Here is a 16,875-nt window from a genome sequence, read left to right as displayed (position 1 = left end):
GGAAGGCGGGGATGTCCAATCCTGGCGAAGCGGACCTGACGCCCATCACCGACCGGCGGCAGCTGGCCGAGTGGTTCGCCGCCGGCAGCAAGCCGCGCGGCGAATGGACCGTGGGGACCGAGCACGAGAAATTCGGCTTCACCCGAACCGGCTTCGTGAGTCCGGGCTATGACGGGGAGGCCGGCATCCGTGCCATCCTCGAGGGGCTGGCGGCGCTCGGCTGGACGCCGATCCTCGATGACGGCAAGCCGATCGGGCTGAAGCGCGGCGGTGCCTCGATCAGCCTTGAGCCGGCGGGGCAGCTGGAGCTGTCGGGCGGGTTGCAAGCCGACCTGCATGCGACGCATCTGGAGCTTGAGGCGCATCTGCGCGAGGTGCATCAGGTGGCCGGGCCGATGGGCGTCGGCTTCGCCGCGCTCGGCTTCCACCCGACGCATTCGCGCGCCGAGATGCCGTGGATGCCGAAAGGCCGCTACGCCATCATGCGGCGCTACATGCCGACGGTGGGCTCGCTCGGCCTCGACATGATGCAGCGCACCTGCACGGTGCAGGCCAATCTCGACTATGGCGACGAGGCCGACATGGTCGAGAAGCTGCGTGTCAGCCTGGCCCTGCAGCCGGTCGCGACGGCGCTCTTCGCCAACTCGCCCTTCACCGAGGGGCGGCCGAACGGCTTCCGCAGCATGCGGGCGCAGGTCTGGACCGATACCGACGGGGCACGCACTGGCATCCCCGGCGTGGTCTTCGAGCAGGGCTTCGGCTTCGAGCGCTTCGCCGACTGGCTGCTCGACGTGCCGATGTATTTCGTCATGCGCGAGGGGCGCTGGCTGGATGCGGCGGGCGCCAGCTTCCGCGACTTCCTCGATGGCCGGCTCGGCGTCCTGCCCGGCGAGCGAGCGACGATCGGCGACTTCGCCGACCACGTGACGACGGCCTTCACCGATGTGCGGCTGAAGCGCTTCCTCGAGATGCGTGGCTCCGATGTCGGGGCCCCTGGGATGATCGTGGCGCAGGCGGCGCTCTGGGTCGGGCTGATCTACGACGACGCGGCGCAGAAGGCGGCCGCAGCGCTGATCCGCGATTGGTCTTTGGAGGAGATCCGCGCGCTGCGGGCGGCGGTGCCGCGCGAGGCGCTGACGGCCGGCATCCGCGGCCGGCGCGTGCGGGAGGTGGCGCTCGACGTGCTCGCCATCGCGCGGGACGGGCTGCGGGCGCGGGGGCTCGGCGAAGAGGTCTACCTGGCGCCGCTCGACGAGATCGCGGCAAGCGGACTGACCCAGGCGGACCGGCTGCTGCATCTCTATGAGCGGGCCTGGGGCGGCGATGCGGCGCGGGCGCTGCTGCATGCGGAGATCTGAGGCGGAACCTGTCTGTCCGGTTGCGGTTTCCGCTCTGACAGGCGGGAGGTGCGGGCGATGGACGGGTCCCTGGTACGGCGTGCGGCGGTGCCGCGGGGCGGGCGCGAGCGGGATATCGGCCTCGGCCTGCTGGTGACGGGCGGGGCGGTACTGGCCTCGGCGCTGTTCGCGGCGCGCTACTCGCCCTCGCCGGTGCATGGGCGCATCCGGCGCGACTATGAGCGGCTGGAGAAGCCGCCCTTCAACCCGCCCGATCCGGCCTTCGCCATCTGGGGGCCGCTCTATGCGCTGCTGACGCTCTCCGGGCTGCGAATCTGGACCGCCCCGCGCGGCGCGGCGCGGGAGAGGGCGCTCGGCCATTGGTTCGGCATCCAGGTACTGAACGCGCTCTGGCTCTGGCTCGGCTTCGGCGAGCGTCGGCTGGGGGCAGCGACGGTGGAGGCGGGGGCGACTGTCGCCAATGCCGTCGCCTATGTCGATGCGGCGCGAAAGGTCGATCCGCCGGCGGCCTGGATGGCGGTGCCCTATGCCGCCTGGATCGGCTTCGCGGCGCTGCTCAGCGAGGAGCTGTGGCGGCGGAACCGCTGACGGGCTTCGCCATGAAGACGCGGCTGAAGCCCTTCTGCACCTCGCGCCCGGTCTCGGCATAGCCGCGCCGGGCATAGAGGGCGATGTTCCGCTCCATCAGGATGTTGGTGTAGAGCCGCACCTCCGGCAGACCGCGCCGCGCCGCCTCGGCCTCGACGAAATCGAGCAGCATCTGCCCCTCGCCGCGGCCCTGGCGGGCCGGGTCGACGGCGATGTTGTCGAGCAGCAGATGGTCCGGGTGCTGCTCGATGACGACGAGCGCGACGGGCGCGCCGGCTTCCTCCAGCACCCAGGCCTCGCCGGCGGCGATGCGGCCAGGGTAGTCATCCTCCATTGGCATCGGGCGGCGGCCGATGACGGGGACCCAAGGAGCGTAGGCCCGCTCGACGATGGCCGCCAGGACCGGCGCCTCCTCGGGCCAGGCCTGGCGGATGCTCATACGGCGGTGCCGCCGATGGTGAGGCCGGCGAGCTTCAGCGTCGGCTGGCCGACGCCAACCGGCACGCCCTGGCCCTGCTTGCCGCAGGTGCCGATGCCCGGGTCGAGCGCCATGTCGTTGCCGACCATCGTCACCTTGGTCAGGCTGTCCGGTCCGTTGCCGATCAGCGTCGCGCCCTTCACCGGGGCACCGAGCTTGCCGTCCTCGACCATGTAGGCCTCGGAGGCGGAGAAGACGAACTTGCCGCTGGTGATGTCCACCTGGCCGCCACCGAAGTTCACCGCGTAGAGGCCGCGCTTCACGCTGCGGAGGATCTCCTCCGGCGCATGCTCCCCACCCAGCATCACCGTATTGGTCATGCGCGGCATGGGGATGTGGGCGTAGCTCTGCCGCCGCCCGTTGCCGGTGGAGGCGACGCCCATCAGCCGCGCATTCTGCCGGTCCTGCAGGAAGCCCGTCAGGATGCCGTCCTCGATCAGCACGGTGCGGTTGGAAGGCGTGCCCTCGTCATCGACGGTGAGGCTGCCGCGGCGGTCGGGCATGGTGCCGTCATCGATGACGGTGACGCCCGGGGCGGCGATGCGCTGGCCGAGCAGGCCGGCGAAGGCCGAGGTCTTCTTGCGGTTGAAGTCGCCCTCCAGCCCGTGCCCGATCGCCTCGTGCAGGAGGATGCCTGGCCAGCCGGGGCCGAGCACCACCTCCATCTCCCCGGCCGGGGCCGGGACGCTGTCGAGGTTGACGAGGGCCTGGCGCAGCGCCTCGTCCACCGCCGCCTGCCAGACCGGGGCGGCGAGGATGCGGGCATAGTCGAAGCGGCCGCCGAGGCCGTGGCTGCCGGTCTCCCGCCGCCCGTCCTGCTCCACCACCACGGCGACGTTGAGGCGGACAAGCGGCCGGATGTCGGCGACGCGCGTGCCGTCCGGGCGGATGATCTGCACCGCCTGCCACTCGCCGAAGATGGAGGCCATCACCTGCGCGACGCGCGGGTCGCGGCCGCGGGCGAAGGCGTCGATCTCGCCGAGGAGCGCGGTCTTGGCGCCGAAATCGAGCAGCGCCAGCGGGTTGCCATCGGCGTAAAGCCGGGCATTGGTCGAGCGCGGGGCGAGGTCGAGCGTGCCGGAATGGCCGTGGCGGACGGCGCCGACCGTCTCCGCCGCACGCTTCAGCGCGGCCTCGGACATCTCGCCGGAATGGGCATAGCCGGCCGCCTCGCCGGCCACGGCACGCAGGCCGAAGCCGCGGGTGGCGTCGAAGGTGGCGGAGCGGATGCGGCCATCGTCGAGCGAGATGCCCTCGCTTTCGCGGTATTCGAGGAAGAGTTCGCCATCGTCGGCGCCGGAGAGCGCCTCGCGGACCAGGCGCTCGGCGCCGGCGCGGTCGAGGCCTTCCTCGGCGAAGAAGAGGCGATCGGTGACCGAAAGCGGCGTGTCGAGCGGCATAGTGGGGCTCCTAGAGCGTGATCGCCGGACCGGAGGCGTCGATCACGCGATGAAAAAACGGGGTTCAGGCGGCCAGGTCGGCTAGCAGGCGGTCCTTCGGGAAGCGCAGCAAGGCGGTGGTGCCCTGGCCGGGCTTGCTCTCCAGGGTGAGGGTCGCACCCTGCGCCTCGGCCAGCGCCCTTGACAGATATAGGCCGAGGCCGGAGCCGGGGAAGCGCCGCGACAACGAGGAATCGAGCTGGGTGAATGGCTCGAAGGCGCGCGGGATATCGGCCGCGGCGATGCCGATGCCGGTGTCGCTGACCTTCAGCACCAGGTCGCCCTCGGGCGCGATCTCGGCGCCGAGGGTGACGCTGCCGCCGGAGGGGGTGAACTTCACCGCATTGGCGAGGAGGTTCAGCAGCACCTGGCGCAAGCGGAGCTCGTCGGCGCGGAGCAGGGGCAGGCGCTGCGGCAGCGCGGCGCCGAGGGTGATGCCGGTCGTCGCCGCCGTCGCCTGCATCATCTGCACCGCACCCTCGGCCAGCGGCAGCACCGCCACATGGCCCTCGGTGATCTGGAAGCCGGTTGTCTCCGAACGGGTGACGTCGAGGATGTCGTCGATCAGCGAGAGCAGGTGCCGCCCGGCCTCGTGGATCGACTGCACGTAGTCGAGCCGGCGGGCCGGGTCGCTGTCGATCAGGTAGGCCTCGGAGAAGCCGATGACGGCGTTGAGCGGCGTCCGCAGCTCGTGGCTCATGGTGGCGAGGAAGCGGGACTTGGCGCGGTTGGCGGCCTCGGCCGCGTCGCGGGCGCGCTCGAGCTCGGCACGGGCGCGCAGCTCGTCGGTGGTGTCGCGGTAGCTGCGGATGTAGCCGACGCAGCCGACGCCGTCGGTGGTGATCTCGACCTTCCGCCCGTTGAGCGTCCGGAGATGGGTGGACGGCACCGTCCAGGGCCGGTCCTGCGGCACCATCGCCAGGGCGTCGGCGAAGGCTGCCGCGTCGAGATCGCCGTTGTCGGCCTGCAGCTGGATCAGTGCCTGGATCGGCCGGCCGGGCCAGATCGCATCCGGCGGCAGGCCGTTCAGCGTGGCGGCGATGCCGTTGGCGGCGACGACGCGCCCGACCATGTCGAAGAGGATGATGCCCTGGCGGCTGTTGTCCAGCATGGCCTGGAGGATGGCGGCGCGGCTGCGCGCCTCCTCCTCCGCCCGGACCAGGGGGGTGATGTCGGCGGTGGTGACGACGAAGCCGCCGCCCGGCGTCGGGTCGGACGTGACCTCGATGATGTGGCCATCGGCGGTCGGGCGGGTGTAGCGGGAGGGCTGGCTGCGATCCATGTCGAGGGCGAGCTGCGCCGCCCGCGCGCCGCTCTCGCCGCCGACACCGCGGGCGAGCTGGTCCTCCACCAGCTCCTCGATGCTGCGGCCGGGGCGGAGGGTGCCCGGCGAGTACCTGCCGAACTCGGCGGCGAGGGCATTGGCGGCGATCACCCGGCGGTCCGGACCGTAGTAGCAGATGCCGTGGCGGGTATTCTCCAGCATCACCTGCAAGACCCCGGCCCGCTCCCGCGCCGCGGCCTCGGCGCGGGTGAGCGCGGTGATGTCGGTATAGGTGGTGACGAAGCCGCCTTCCGGCGTCGGGTTGGTGGTGACCTCGATCACCCGGCCATCCGCGCCGGGCCGGACGAAGCGGAGCGGGCGGCTGTAGTCGTCCGCGACGATCCTCGGGATCTCCCCGGCATCGAGCAGGCCGGCGGCGGATATGTCCGCGACCACCTCGCTCCAGGCGCGGCCCGGCTCGAAGGCGGCTGCGTCGAGCCCGTTGAGGCGGGCGGCGAGCAGGTTGGCGGTCACCAGCCGGTGCTTCCGGTCGAACAGCGCGATGCCGTGCAGCATGCTGTCCATCATGAGCTGGATCTGGGCGCCGCGGGCGGCGGCGGCCTCCTGCGCCTCCAGGAGTTCGGTCACGTCGGAATGGGTGACGACGAAGCCGCCATTCGGCGCCGGGTTGGAGGAAATCTCGACCAGTCGGCCGCCGCCAGTACGGCGCAGGTATCGATCCGGCTTGCTGCGATCGAGGTGGATCCGCGCCTGCTTGATCGCCGCGGTCTCCTCGGCAGTGCCGAAGGAGCCGACGACGGCACTGCGGTCCACGATGGTCTCGAGCGAATCGCCGGGCCGCAGCGGAACGCGGCCGTCTTCGCCGACCAGTTCCTCGGCCAGGCGGTTGCAGGCGATCAGCCGGCGGTCCGGGCCGAAATAGGAGATGCCGTGCCGGATGTTGTCGAGCATCAGCTGGAGCGTCGTGGCGCGGTCGGAGGATTCGGCCTTGGCCTCCTCCAGGGCGGTCACGTCGGACTGGGTGATGACGAAGCCGCCATCGGGCGTCGGGTCGCTGGCGATGTCGATCACCCGGCCGTCCTGCATGCGGCGCTGGATCCGCGCCGGCTGGGAGCGGTCGCGGCCGAGCGCCGTGGCGTAGCGCCGGCTCGCCTCCGGCTCCGGGCCGAAATGGCCGAGGGCGTATTGCTCGCGGAGGATGTCGTCGAACAGGGTCCCGGTGCGCCCGGGCAGGCCGGGCAGCCCGTGATGCGGCCCGGCCAGGCGGTTGGCGAGGATCAGCCGGCGGTCCGGCCCATAGAGGGCGATGCCATGGCGCACGCTGTCGAGCGTCACCTGGAGGTCGCGGGCGCGGCTCTTGGCCTCCGCCTCCGCCTCGGCGCGGGCGGTGATGTCGGTGAAGGTGACGACGAAGCCGCCATCGGGCGTCGGGTCGCTGAAGACTTCGACCACCTGGCCGTCCGGCATGTGCCGGGTGCGCCGCCAGGATTGGCTGCGGTCGGCCGCCAGCAGCCGGGTCAGGGTTTCGTCGCTCTCCGGCGGCGCGCCGTACATGCCGCGGGCATGCTGCCGACGGAGCTGGTCGTCGAGACTGGTGCCCGGCGCCAGTTCCTCGGCCGAGAGCCCGCCGATCTCGCTGGCCAGCCGGTTGGAGATGAGGAGCCGCCGGTCGGGGCCGAAGAGCATGAAGCCGTGCCGCATGGTATCGAGCGCGGCGCGCAGCATGGCGGCGCGGGAATGCGCCTCCTGCTCCGCCTGGGCCAGGGGGGTGACGTCGGCGAAGGCGATGGAGAAGCCGCCATCCGGCATCGGGTCGGAATGGATCTCGATCAGCCGCCCGTCGCTGGTGCGGCGCATGTAGCGGTGGGGCTCGCGCCGGTCGAGCGCGAGCAGCCGCTGCAGCTCCCGCTCCGGCTCGGGGCCAAGGCCACCGATCGCGGCCTGGCGGCGCAGGATGTCGACCATGGAGGTGCCGGGCGGCATCGGCCCATCGCCTTCGGGGAAGGGGAGGCTGCCCTGGCCGCTGCCGAGGCGCTTCACCGCGATCAGCCTGTGATCGGCATCGTAGAGGGCGATGCCGTGGCGGATGGCGTGCAGCATCGCCTCCTGCAGCTCGGCGCGCTGGCGCAGCTCGGCCTCGGCGCGGGTCAGGGCGGTGATGTCGGTGATGGTGATGACGAACCCGCCATCCGGCATGGGATCGGAAGCGACGTCGAGCATCCGGCCGTCCCGCGAGGGGCGGGTATGTCGCTGCGGCTTCGAGCGGTCGGCCGCAAGGGCCTGGGAAGCGTGCATCGCGTCGAGCGTGGGGTCGCCGGAGGCGGAGGCGTCGCGCTGGGCGGTGATCAGCTCGCTGATGTGCCGCCCCGGCACCGTCATCCCGTCCGGAAGGCCGGCCAGGTCGTGGATCAGGCGGTTGGCCGCCACCGCCCAGCCCTCGGGGTCGAACAGGGCGACGCCGTGGCGCATGTTCTCGATCATGGCCTGGAGCGTGGCGGCACGCGCCTCGGCCGCCTTCTCGGCCTCGATCAGCGGCGTGACGTCGGACCAGGTGATGACGAAGCCGCCATCGGGCGTCGGGTCGGAGCGGACATCGACGATGCGGCCGTCATGCAGCCGGCGGCGGAGGGCACGCGGCCGGTTGCGGTCGTGGCTGGACACGGCCTCCGGCTCCTCGCCGAACAGGCCGCGGGCACGCTGAAGGGCGGCGATCCCGGCCGGGGTCGTGCCGGGCGGCATCTCCTCCGGGCGGAGGCCGGCCAGCTCGGCGGCGAGGTCGTTGGCGACGATCAGCCGCTGGTCCGGGCCGAACAGGGCGATGCCGTGCCGCATCGTCTCCTGCATGGTCTGGAGCAGCTCGGCGCGCGCGCGCGAGGCGGCCTCGGCCTGGGCGATGGGGGTGATGTCGGTATAGGTGACGACATGGCCCCCGGCGCCGTCGGGGCCGATCGGGTTGGAGGCGACCTTGACGACCCGCCCGTTCGGCGTGGAGCGGGTGATCTCATTGTAGCCGCCGGCCGGGCGCTGGAGCAGCCGGTCCCGCTCCGTCGCAGCGGCCTCGCCGCTGCCGAAGGCACCGCGGGCATGCTGAAGGGCGATGAGCTCGGCACGGGGGCGGCCGGGGACCAGCTCCTCCGGTGCCAGGCCGGCGCTGGAGGCGGCGAGGGCGTTGGCGGCGAGGAGACGGTCGTCCGGCCCGTAGATCAGGCAGCCATGCTGCATCGAGTCGAGAGCCGCGCTCAGCAGGGCGGCGCGGTCGCGGGCGGCCTGCTCGGCGCGGGCGCGGGCGGTGATGTCGCTGTAGGTGACGATGAAGCCGCCATCCGGCGTCGGGTCGGCGGCGACTTCGAGCACGGTGCCGTCGGGGCGGGTGCGGGTATAGCGGTGGGGCGCGCGCCGGTCGAAGCTGCGCGTGGAGGCGATGCGCTGCTCGACGGCCTCAGCATCGCCGAACTCGCCGGCGGCGGCCTGGGCCAGGACGATCGTCATGAGGTTGGCGCCGATCGGCAGCGTGTCGCCCGGGATGGCGCCAAGCCGGCGGGCCAGCTCGTTCGCTGCCACCAACCGGTCCTCGGCGTCGAACAGGGCGATGCCGTGCCGCATGCTGTCGAGCACCAGCTGCAGCAGGGCACCCTCGTTGGCACACGGCACGATGGCGGTTTCGCCCTCGATCATGAAGCTCTCTCCGGAGCGCGGAGGCCATGCAGCGCCAGCAGCGCCGCGGTCAGCACCAGGACGGCCGTGGCCTGGTGCAGCGTGCCGAGCCAGACGGGCACGGCATGCAGCACGGTGGCGATGCCGAGGACGTATTGCAGGGCCACCGCCCCGCCGAGGCCGAGGCAGGCGCGGCGGGCGAAGCCGGGCGGCAGGCGGCGCCAGCCGGCGAAGGCGGCGCCCAACGCGGCCAGCGCCGCGAGGCTCGCCAGCAGGCGATGGTTGAACTGCACCGTCGCCACATCGAGGGTGAGGTTGGCCCAGGCGGACTCCATCGGCCAGTAGCCCGGCGGCACCAGCTGCCCCTCCATCAGCGGGAAGGTGTTGTAAGCGAGCCCGGCCCGGTTGCCGGCGACGAAGCCGCCGGCGAGCATCGCCGCCACCAGCAGCCAGGCCGCGGCCTTGGCCTGGCGGCGGATGCTGCGGGTGGCGGGCGGGGCTTCAGCGGGGCGGGGACGCAGCAGGCTGAGGCCGGTCCAGGTCAGCGCCGCGAAGAGGCCGAGCGCCAGGCCGAGATGCATCACGAGCCGGTAGGGCGAGACCGTGGTGCGGTCCGCCTCGAAGCCGGAGGCGACCATGAACCAGCCGACCGCGCCCTGCAGGCCGCCCAGCACCAGCAGCAGCAGGAGGCGTCCCTTGTATCCCGCCGGGATGCCACCGCGCAGCCAGAACCAGGCGAGCGGCAGGGCATAGGCGAGGCCGATCAGCCGGCCCCACAGGCGGTGCGCCCATTCCAGCCAGAAGATCCGCTTGAAGCCTTCGATCCCGAAGCCCTGGTTGACCAGCTCGTACTGCGGGATGGTGCGGTAGAGGTTGTAGAGGCGCTGCCACTCGGCATCGGAGAGCGGCGGCAGGGTGCCGGAGAGCGGCGCCCATTCCATGATGGACAGGCCGGAGCCGGTGAGGCGGGTGGCGCCGCCGAGGGCGACCATCACCCAGACCATGGCGGCCACGCCAAGCAGCCAGAGGCCGATGGCGCGGGGGGCTGCCCGGCTGCGGACCGGGCGCGTGGAGGGGGCATCGAAAGGCATCCCCTTAGTATAGGGCTGCGAGGCGGCAAGGACACCAATCGAACGCCACCCCGGCGAAACAATCGGCGCGGCTTGCGGCCTGGCTGCGTGACTGCTACCGCAGCGGCGCGATGCAGACCGCCCCCGATGCGGCCGGTGCTCCGGCTGATACCCCCCTGGCGGCCCCGGCCAACCCTCCCCTGATCTCCGTTGTCATCCCGGTACGCAACGAGGCGCCGAACATCGCCCCGCTCGTCGCCGAGATCGAGGCGGCGCTGGCCGGGCTGGCGCATGAGATCGTCTATGTCGACGATGGCTCGACCGACGGGACGCCGGCGGCGCTGCGCGAGGCGGCGGGTACCGCACCGCTGCGGCACCTGCGGCACCGGGCGAGTTGCGGGCAGTCGGCCGCCGTCATCACCGGGGTGAAGGCGGCGCGCGGCGCCTGGATCGCCACCCTCGACGGCGACGGGCAGAACGACCCGGCCGACATCCCCCGCCTGCTGGCCCGGGCCCGGGGGGAGATGCAGGCCGAGCCGGCGCCGGTGCTGGTGGCGGGGCACCGGGTGACGCGGCGGGACAGCTGGGTGAAGCGGCGCTCCAGCCGCATCGCCAACCGCATCCGCGCCCGGCTGCTCGGCGATGCGACGCCGGATACCGGCTGCGGGCTGAAGGTCTTCCCGCGGGCGCTCTTCCTCGACCTGCCGCATTTCGACCACATGCACCGCTTCCTGCCGGCGCTTGTGCTGCGTCAGGGCGGGCAGGTGGTGAGCGAGCCGGTGAACCATCGGCCGCGGGTGCGCGGGCGCTCGAATTACGGGACGCTGGACCGGCTGGCGGTCTCGATCTTCGACCTCTTCGGCGTCGCCTGGCTGCAACGCCGCGGCTCCCGCCCCGTGGTCGAAACGGTGGCCGGGGAGTGAGCGAGCGCGGCCGGGCCGTCGCCAAGCTGCTGGTGCTGGCGGCGGGGCTGGTGGCGGCGGGGCTGCTGCTCAGGGCGCTCGGCGAGCTGCTCGGGACGGAATGGGTGGACCGCACCATTCGCGGGCGGGGTCTATGGGGGGAGGGCATCTTCCTCCTGGTTGGGATGGCGGCGACGGCGGTCGGCATTCCTCGCCAGGGCGTCGCCTTCCTCGGTGGCTATGCCTTCGGGGTGGTGGTGGGGACGGGGCTGGCGTTGCTGGCGCAGCTGCTTGGCTGCGCGCTGTCCTTCGCCTGGGCGCGGCTGGTCGGGCGGGGTTGGGCGGAGCGAAGGCTGGCCGGGCGCCTCGGGCGGCGGCTCAGGCCGCTGCGCGACCTGCTGGCGTCGAGGCCCTTCGATGCGACGCTGGCGCTGCGGCTGCTGCCGCTCGGCAATAACCTGGCGCTCAACCTGCTGGCGGGGATGGCGGGGATCGCGGCTGCCCCGTTCCTCGCCGCCTCGGCGATCGGCTACCTGCCGCAGACGGTGGTCTTCGCCCTGCTCGGCAAGGGGGTGCGGGTGGACGGGGCCTGGCAGCTCGGGCTTTCGGCCATGCTGCTGGCGGGGTCGGTGGCGATCGGCTTCGCCTTGCTCAGGCAGCACCGGGCGGGGCGGGCGCTGGAGGAGTAGCGCCCGCGGAGACCACTCAGTGCAGGACGAACTGGCCGTTGGCGAAGCGCAGCTCGGCCGGGCGGGTGAGCGCGGCGGAGGCGACGCGGACGGAGTGCAGCGGGCCCTCGATCTCGCGGCGCCAGAACTCCAGGAAGCGGGAAAGTTCGGGGAAGGCCGGGGCGTGGTCGACCTTTTGCCAGACGAAGGTCTGAAGGACGCCTGGATGGTCCGGCATGTGGTAGAGAATCTCGGCTGTGGTGAGCCGCCAGTCGGGGATTCGGACGAAGCGTTCGAGGCTGTGCAGCACGCAACACGATCCTTCTTTTCGGTGCCAGCCGTTGCGGCCGGCGATTTCCTCCGCCTTTGCAACGCAGAGCTTGCCACGGCTTTCCAGGTGCCTTGCAACAAAATTGTGGGATTTCAGTGGGTTGGCACTCGCACTCGGAGAGTGCTGCAAATCCCTTGACGCCCGCGCAAGCCTGCCCTAGATCGCTTGGCACTCCTCTGGGGTGAGTGCTAGCGGTCCCGCTGGCGCCTCCCGGCGGGGGGACCCATTCCAAGAGAATAGGCCAGGAGAGGACCGCATATGAGCTTCCGTCCCCTGCATGACCGCGTTCTCGTCCGTCGCGTGACGGCCGAGGAGAAGACCCGCGGCGGCATCATCATCCCCGACACCGCCAAGGAGAAGCCGCAGGAAGGCGAGGTTATCGCCGTCGGCTCCGGTACGCTGAACGACAAGGGCGAGCTTCGCGCGCTCGACGTGAAGGCCGGCGACCGCATCCTGTTCGGCAAGTGGTCGGGCACCGAGGTGAAGCTCGATGGTGAGGAGCTTCTCATCATGAAGGAGTCCGACATCATGGGCATCCTCGAGAACGCCGCCGTCGCCAAGGCCGCCTGAGCACCCGCTCCGGCACCTGACAGTCTTCAATACCGGCGAACGGGACCGCGCCAGGGCAATGATGCCCCGGCAGTGGCCGAACGCCCGAACCAATGAGGTACATACATGGCTGCGAAGGACGTTAAGTTCGGCGCCAATGCGCGCGACCGCATGCTGCGTGGCGTGGACATCCTGGCCGACGCGGTGAAGGTGACGCTCGGCCCCAAGGGCCGCAACGTCGTCATCGACAAGAGCTTCGGCGCTCCGCGGATCACCAAGGACGGCGTGACCGTCGCCAAGGAGATCGAGCTGGCCGACAAGTTCGAGAACATGGGCGCGCAGATGGTGCGCGAAGTGGCCTCGAAGACCAACGACATCGCCGGTGACGGCACCACCACCGCGACCGTGCTCGCCCAGGCGATCGTCCGCGAGGGCGCCAAGGCCGTGGCCGCCGGCATGAACCCGATGGACCTGAAGCGCGGCATCGACAAGGCCGTCGCCTCCGTCGTGGCCGAGCTCGAAGCCAAGACCAAGAAGATCTCGACCTCCGGCGAGGTGGCACAGGTCGGCTCGATCTCCGCCAACGGCGAGACCGAGATCGGCGAGATGATCGCCCAGGCGATGGAAAAGGTCGGCAACGAGGGCGTCATCACGGTCGAGGAGGCCAAGGGCATCCAGACCGAGCTCGACGTCGTCGAGGGCATGCAGTTCGACCGCGGCTACGTCTCCCCGTATTTCATCACGAATGCGGAGAAGATGATCGTCGAGATGGAGAGCCCCTACCTGCTGATCTTCGAGAAGAAGCTCAGCCAGCTGCAGCCGATGCTGCCGCTGCTCGAGGCGGTTGTTCAGTCCGGCCGTCCGCTCATCATCGTCGCCGAGGATGTCGAGGGCGAGGCGCTGGCCACCCTGGTGGTCAACAAGCTGCGCGGCGGCCTGAAGGTCGCGGCCGTGAAGGCGCCGGGCTTCGGCGATCGCCGCAAGGCGATGCTCGAGGACATCGCCATCCTGACCGGCGGTGAGGTGATCTCCGAGGATCTCGGCATCAAGCTCGAGAGCGTGACGCTGGCCCAGCTCGGCAAGGCCAAGATGGTCCGCATCGAGAAGGAGAACACTACGATCGTCGATGGCGCTGGCGAGAAGTCGGCGATCCAGGGCCGCGTGGAGCAGATCAAGGCGCAGATCGAGGAGACCACCTCGGACTACGACCGCGAGAAGCTGCAGGAGCGCCTGGCGAAGCTGGCCGGTGGCGTTGCCGTCATCCGCGTCGGCGGCTCGACCGAGGTCGAGGTGAAGGAGCGCAAGGATCGCGTCGACGACGCGCTGCATGCGACCCGCGCCGCGGTCCAGGAAGGCATCGTGCCGGGTGGCGGCGTGGCGCTGCTGCGCGCCTCGACCAACCTCGGCCACCTGAAGGGCCTGAACAACGACGAGCAGGTCGGCATCGAGATCGTCCGTCGCGCCATCCAGGCTCCGGCGAAGCAGATCGCCGAGAATGCCGGCAAGGACGGCGCGGTCGTGGCGGGTGAGGTGCTGCGCACCGACACCTATGTCTACGGCTACGACGCCCAGAAGGACGAGTACAAGGACCTCGTTGCCGCCGGCATCATCGACCCGACCAAGGTCGTGCGCACGGCGCTGCAGGATGCGGCCTCGGTCGCCTCGCTGCTGATCACCACCGAAGCCATGGTGGCCGAGCGTCCGGAGCGCAAGGCTCCGGCCGGCGGCCCCCCGGGCGGCGGCATGGGCGGCATGGGCGACATGGACTTCTGATCGAGCCCGAAAGGCCGATCGGAGAGAGGGGGCGGGCCGCAGGGCCCGCCCCTTTTTCGTGTCGGTTCGAGGCCTTTCCTGTTCCGAAATCCCTCACGATAACGCGTATGCGTGATCGTTGACTTCAACCGGCCGATCCGTGTCCACTCCGTGAGCCAGCAGTCCTTGGCCCGCCTTGCCGTGCCGTCCCGGAGCCCTCCGGCCGCCTTCAAGCGATCAAGCCTGGCGGTTTCGCATGGGCGATCCTCGCCCATGCCTGATGCATGGGAGGGCACGTCGCATGGCGATCGGCACCGTGAAATGGTTCAACGCCACCAAGGGCTTCGGCTTCATCGTGCCGCAGGATGGCGGCAAGGATGTGTTCGTCCACATCACCGCCGTGCAGAAGGCGGGCCTCCAGGGCCTCAACGAGAACCAGAAGATCAGCTACGAGGTGGTGATGGAGCGCGGCAAGGCCGCAGCAGCGAACCTCAAGCCGTTATAGGTTAATCCAGCCGCGCTCCGCTGCGGCGGACGATCTCGGCATGGTGGCGGAGTTCCGCGCCGAGATGGGTGGCCAACCGCTCGGGCGGGCCACCATAGGGGGCAAGGCCGGTCTCCTCCAGCCGCGCCCGCAAGGCGAGGTCGGCCAATACCCCGGATTGGGGCTGAGCCTGGGCCGCACAACTGGAGAGGCCAAGCGCGAGATGGCTCCGCCGTGCCACCGAGCCTGACGCCATCTCTCGATCCCCGTTGCCCGCAGGGCACAGTGTGGCGTGGCGGTGCGGCCCTTGCCAGGGACCGCGAAGGCTCAGGCGGCCTTCCTGTCCTCGATCCAGACGCGGCGGGCGCCCTGGCTTTGCAGGAAGCGCTGCGCCTCGGCCTTCTCATCCTCGGTCTGCGCCTGGATGCCGAGGGAGGGGCCTTCGGTCTTTGTCGAATCCTCCGGGCGGCTGCCGCTATCGGAGGGGCTGGCGGCGGCGCCGGCCGTCTCGCCGACCGCGAGCGTCGCGGCGCCGGCGGCCGCTGCAGCCGCGACGGCAGGCAGGGCGGCACCACCGGTTGCGATGACGATCCCGGCTGCCAGCATCGAGGTCGAGGCGGTGCCGATGCCAACGAAATTCTGCCGCAGGTTACGGGCGTCGGCGCCCTTCGGATTCTCGTCGGGGGTGATGACCTGGTCGTTGTCGGCAGGGCGTTCGCCCTGTGGCGCGGCGCGGGCCTGGAGTTCGCGGAACCACGCCTCGGCCTGGAGCTTCGCTGCGGCGCTGTCGAGCGTTTCGCGGTCCGCGAATTCACCCCAGACGACCGGGCCGGCATGGGAGCCGTGATCGTACTCGCCCGTCCATTGGCTGCTGTCGGCGACGATGGCCATGGGCATTCCCCTTGCTGTCCTGGGCAGGAGCAACGTCTGCGGCGGGACATTGTTCCGCGCCGGTGCCGGCGGCGGCGGCGCCCTGAGCATCAGAAGGCGGCGCGCAGGCGGAGCGTGGCGATCGGGACCGGGCCGCGATCGGCGTTGAAGCCGGGATTGACGATGAGCTGGAAGTCGAGCGCGGCATTCAGCCCGGGCGCGAGGACGGCGTCGTAATAGGTCTCGGCCACCACTCCGGGGGCATAGTTCAGGCGGCCGTCGCCGAGGATGAAGCCGGTGCCCCCGGCGGCGAGAAAGCGGCGCTGCGGGCCGTGCAGGCCGCCGACATTCGCGGCGAGGCCGATCGTGTCGCCCGGGCGCTGCCAGCGCCAGCCATCCAGCGAGATGCCACAGGAGACCGACCAATCCATCTCGGTGAGCATGATGTTCTGCGAGCGGCCGTCATTCCAGCCGAGGCGAAGGCGCCGAGCGTCCCGGTGATCTGCTGCTGCCAGTTCAGCGCCGCCATCATCTTGGTGCGGTAGGCACGCAGGCGGTCGGTATCTTCCTCGCCGGCGAGGAGGGCGCGCGTCAGGTCGCCGTGACCGGCCGAGCGGCTGCACAAGGCGCCGACCAGCATGCAGAGCGCGCCGGGCTCACGCCCGATGAATCAGAACCGGTCGAGCTGGCCGAGGATCTGCCAGCCGCGGCCGACACGCTCGTCGAGCTGGTCGCCACCCTGCCCGCGGTGACCTGGAAGGCGCCGAGGCGGTAGCCCAGCGGCCGTTCTCCCATTCCAGCACGGCGCCATGGGTGTAGCCGGCCGGGTCGCTCGCATAGCCCACGGCGCCGGCGCCGACGAGCGCATAGTTGAGGAATTGCGTGCGCGGCTCATGGGCGAAGCGGTTGTTGTCGAAGAAGTCCCAGACCGCGAGCTTGCCGGCGGTGATGGTGATGCGCTCGCGTGCCCGGGGCCCCGGTGAAGCGCATCGGGTCGTCATCCGCGCCGAAGGCATCGTAGGAGAAGTCTATGGTCTGGCGCAGGAACGGGCGGGTGACGTTCCAGTCCCAGTTGCGGGTGTCGCCGTGGAAGCCCTCCGTGTTGCTCAGCGCGCCGAGGCCGTGATTGTCGGAGAAGCCGAAGCCGCGCGTGGGGGAGGGGACGGCGATCATCTCCGCCCCGACCAGAGGCGGCGGCCGAGCACGATGTCGATGGTCTGCATCGCCGTGCTGTCGCGCTTCGGCGAGAGGCTGTTCTCGCCGCGATAGGGCGATCGGAAAGCGGGATGCGCCTGGATAGTGTTGGTCATCTGGCCGCGCAGCGGCCAGCCCAGCTGCTCCACCGGGCGAGGGCCTGCTCGGCGCCCCTGATCAACGTGTCGATGTTGCGTTCGTAGATCGGGCCGGCGACGCCGCGCTGCGCCGCGGCCGGGGTGGCGGCGAGCAG

18 protein-coding genes are annotated in these 16,875 nt (G+C 71.0%); 8 read left to right on the top strand and 10 right to left on the bottom strand.

Annotated features, from left to right (window positions below; translation table 11 throughout):
* The first annotated feature begins 11 nt into the window (after positions 1-11).
* Complete coding sequence (locus JMJ56_RS20650; protein WP_202833660.1) at positions 12-1,358, top strand: glutamate--cysteine ligase; 1,347 nt, start codon at positions 12-14, stop codon at positions 1,356-1,358.
* A 57-nt stretch (positions 1,359-1,415) separates the two neighbouring features.
* Positions 1,416-1,946: a TspO/MBR family protein gene (locus JMJ56_RS20645; RefSeq protein WP_202833659.1), complete on the top strand. Its 531-nt coding sequence runs from the start codon at positions 1,416-1,418 to the stop codon at positions 1,944-1,946.
* Here JMJ56_RS20645 and JMJ56_RS20640 read toward each other — a convergent pair.
* From JMJ56_RS20640 to JMJ56_RS20625, 4 genes are all read right to left on the bottom strand, one after another.
* Positions 1,915-2,385: a GNAT family N-acetyltransferase gene (locus tag JMJ56_RS20640; RefSeq protein ID WP_202833658.1), complete on the bottom strand. Its 471-nt coding sequence runs from the start codon at positions 2,383-2,385 to the stop codon at positions 1,915-1,917. The genes JMJ56_RS20645 and JMJ56_RS20640 overlap by 32 nt on opposite strands.
* Entirely contained in the window at positions 2,382-3,824 is a 1,443-nt protein-coding gene (gene tldD, locus JMJ56_RS20635) for a metalloprotease TldD (RefSeq protein WP_202833657.1), read from the bottom strand. Before tldD ends, JMJ56_RS20640 begins: the two co-directional genes overlap by 4 nt.
* 64 nt (positions 3,825-3,888) lie before the next feature.
* The gene (locus JMJ56_RS20630) at positions 3,889-8,823 is read right to left on the bottom strand and encodes a PAS-domain containing protein (protein ID WP_202833656.1); all 4,935 of its coding nucleotides are present in this window, start codon (positions 8,821-8,823) and stop codon (positions 3,889-3,891) included.
* Positions 8,820-9,893, bottom strand: coding sequence for a COX15/CtaA family protein (locus JMJ56_RS20625; RefSeq protein WP_202833655.1), 1,074 nt, complete (start codon positions 9,891-9,893; stop codon positions 8,820-8,822). Before JMJ56_RS20625 ends, JMJ56_RS20630 begins: the two co-directional genes overlap by 4 nt.
* 110 nt (positions 9,894-10,003) lie before the next feature.
* On the opposite strand from JMJ56_RS20625, the gene JMJ56_RS20620 reads away from it, so the two are divergent.
* Positions 10,004-10,795: a glycosyltransferase family 2 protein gene (locus JMJ56_RS20620; protein WP_202833654.1), complete on the top strand. Its 792-nt coding sequence runs from the start codon at positions 10,004-10,006 to the stop codon at positions 10,793-10,795.
* Complete coding sequence (locus JMJ56_RS20615; protein ID WP_202833653.1) at positions 10,792-11,463, top strand: VTT domain-containing protein; 672 nt, start codon at positions 10,792-10,794, stop codon at positions 11,461-11,463. The genes JMJ56_RS20620 and JMJ56_RS20615 overlap by 4 nt, the downstream gene beginning before the upstream one ends.
* A gap of 16 nt (positions 11,464-11,479) precedes the next feature.
* On the opposite strand, the gene JMJ56_RS20610 is transcribed toward JMJ56_RS20615, so the two are convergent.
* Entirely contained in the window at positions 11,480-11,752 is a 273-nt protein-coding gene (locus JMJ56_RS20610; RefSeq protein WP_202833652.1) for an usg protein, read from the bottom strand.
* A 279-nt stretch (positions 11,753-12,031) separates the two neighbouring features.
* Here JMJ56_RS20610 and groES point away from each other — a divergent pair, with 279 nt between their 5' ends.
* The 3 genes from groES (at position 12,032) to JMJ56_RS20595 (ending at position 14,579) form a co-directional block, all read left to right on the top strand.
* Positions 12,032-12,343, top strand: coding sequence for a co-chaperone GroES (gene groES / locus JMJ56_RS20605; protein WP_202833651.1), 312 nt, complete (start codon positions 12,032-12,034; stop codon positions 12,341-12,343).
* Positions 12,344-12,448: 105 nt separating this feature from the next.
* The gene (gene groL / locus JMJ56_RS20600; protein ID WP_202833650.1) at positions 12,449-14,095 is read left to right on the top strand and encodes a chaperonin GroEL; all 1,647 of its coding nucleotides are present in this window, start codon (positions 12,449-12,451) and stop codon (positions 14,093-14,095) included.
* 280 nt (positions 14,096-14,375) lie between these two features.
* On the top strand, positions 14,376-14,579 hold the full coding sequence (locus tag JMJ56_RS20595) for a cold-shock protein (RefSeq protein WP_043337601.1): 204 nt from the start codon (positions 14,376-14,378) through the stop codon (positions 14,577-14,579).
* Position 14,580: 1 nt separating this feature from the next.
* Here JMJ56_RS20595 and JMJ56_RS20590 read toward each other — a convergent pair whose 3' ends face one another.
* The 3 genes from JMJ56_RS20590 to JMJ56_RS20580 form a co-directional block, all read right to left on the bottom strand.
* Positions 14,581-14,814 carry a hypothetical protein gene (locus JMJ56_RS20590; protein WP_202833649.1) on the bottom strand — a complete coding sequence of 78 codons (234 nt, stop codon included), beginning with the start codon at positions 14,812-14,814 and terminating at the stop codon, positions 14,581-14,583.
* A gap of 71 nt (positions 14,815-14,885) precedes the next feature.
* Positions 14,886-15,455, bottom strand: a complete 570-nt coding sequence (locus JMJ56_RS20585) for a hypothetical protein (protein ID WP_202833648.1) — start codon at positions 15,453-15,455, stop codon at positions 14,886-14,888.
* A gap of 83 nt (positions 15,456-15,538) precedes the next feature.
* Positions 15,539-16,051, bottom strand: a complete 513-nt coding sequence (locus JMJ56_RS20580; RefSeq protein WP_328702439.1) for a carbohydrate porin — start codon at positions 16,049-16,051, stop codon at positions 15,539-15,541.
* Between JMJ56_RS20580 and JMJ56_RS20575 the strand changes: the two genes are divergently transcribed.
* The gene (locus tag JMJ56_RS20575; RefSeq protein WP_202833646.1) at positions 16,030-16,203 is read left to right on the top strand and encodes a hypothetical protein; all 174 of its coding nucleotides are present in this window, start codon (positions 16,030-16,032) and stop codon (positions 16,201-16,203) included. The genes JMJ56_RS20580 and JMJ56_RS20575 overlap by 22 nt on opposite strands.
* Before the next feature lie 116 nt (positions 16,204-16,319).
* Here JMJ56_RS20575 and JMJ56_RS20570 read toward each other — a convergent pair whose 3' ends face one another.
* Complete coding sequence (locus JMJ56_RS20570) at positions 16,320-16,601, bottom strand: hypothetical protein (RefSeq protein WP_202833645.1); 282 nt, start codon at positions 16,599-16,601, stop codon at positions 16,320-16,322.
* Positions 16,598-16,771 (bottom strand): hypothetical protein, encoded by a 174-nt coding sequence (locus tag JMJ56_RS20565; RefSeq protein ID WP_202833644.1) that lies wholly within the window; start codon positions 16,769-16,771, stop codon positions 16,598-16,600. The genes JMJ56_RS20570 and JMJ56_RS20565 overlap by 4 nt, the downstream gene beginning before the upstream one ends.
* Positions 16,772-16,875 lie beyond the last annotated feature (104 nt).

The sequence above is a fragment of the Belnapia arida genome, assembly GCF_016773205.1.
In the GTDB taxonomy this organism is placed as follows: Bacteria; Pseudomonadota; Alphaproteobacteria; order Acetobacterales; family Acetobacteraceae; genus Belnapia; species Belnapia arida.
The sequence above is the reverse complement of the archived record's forward strand: the minus strand, read 5'-3'. Positions and strand labels throughout refer to the sequence as shown.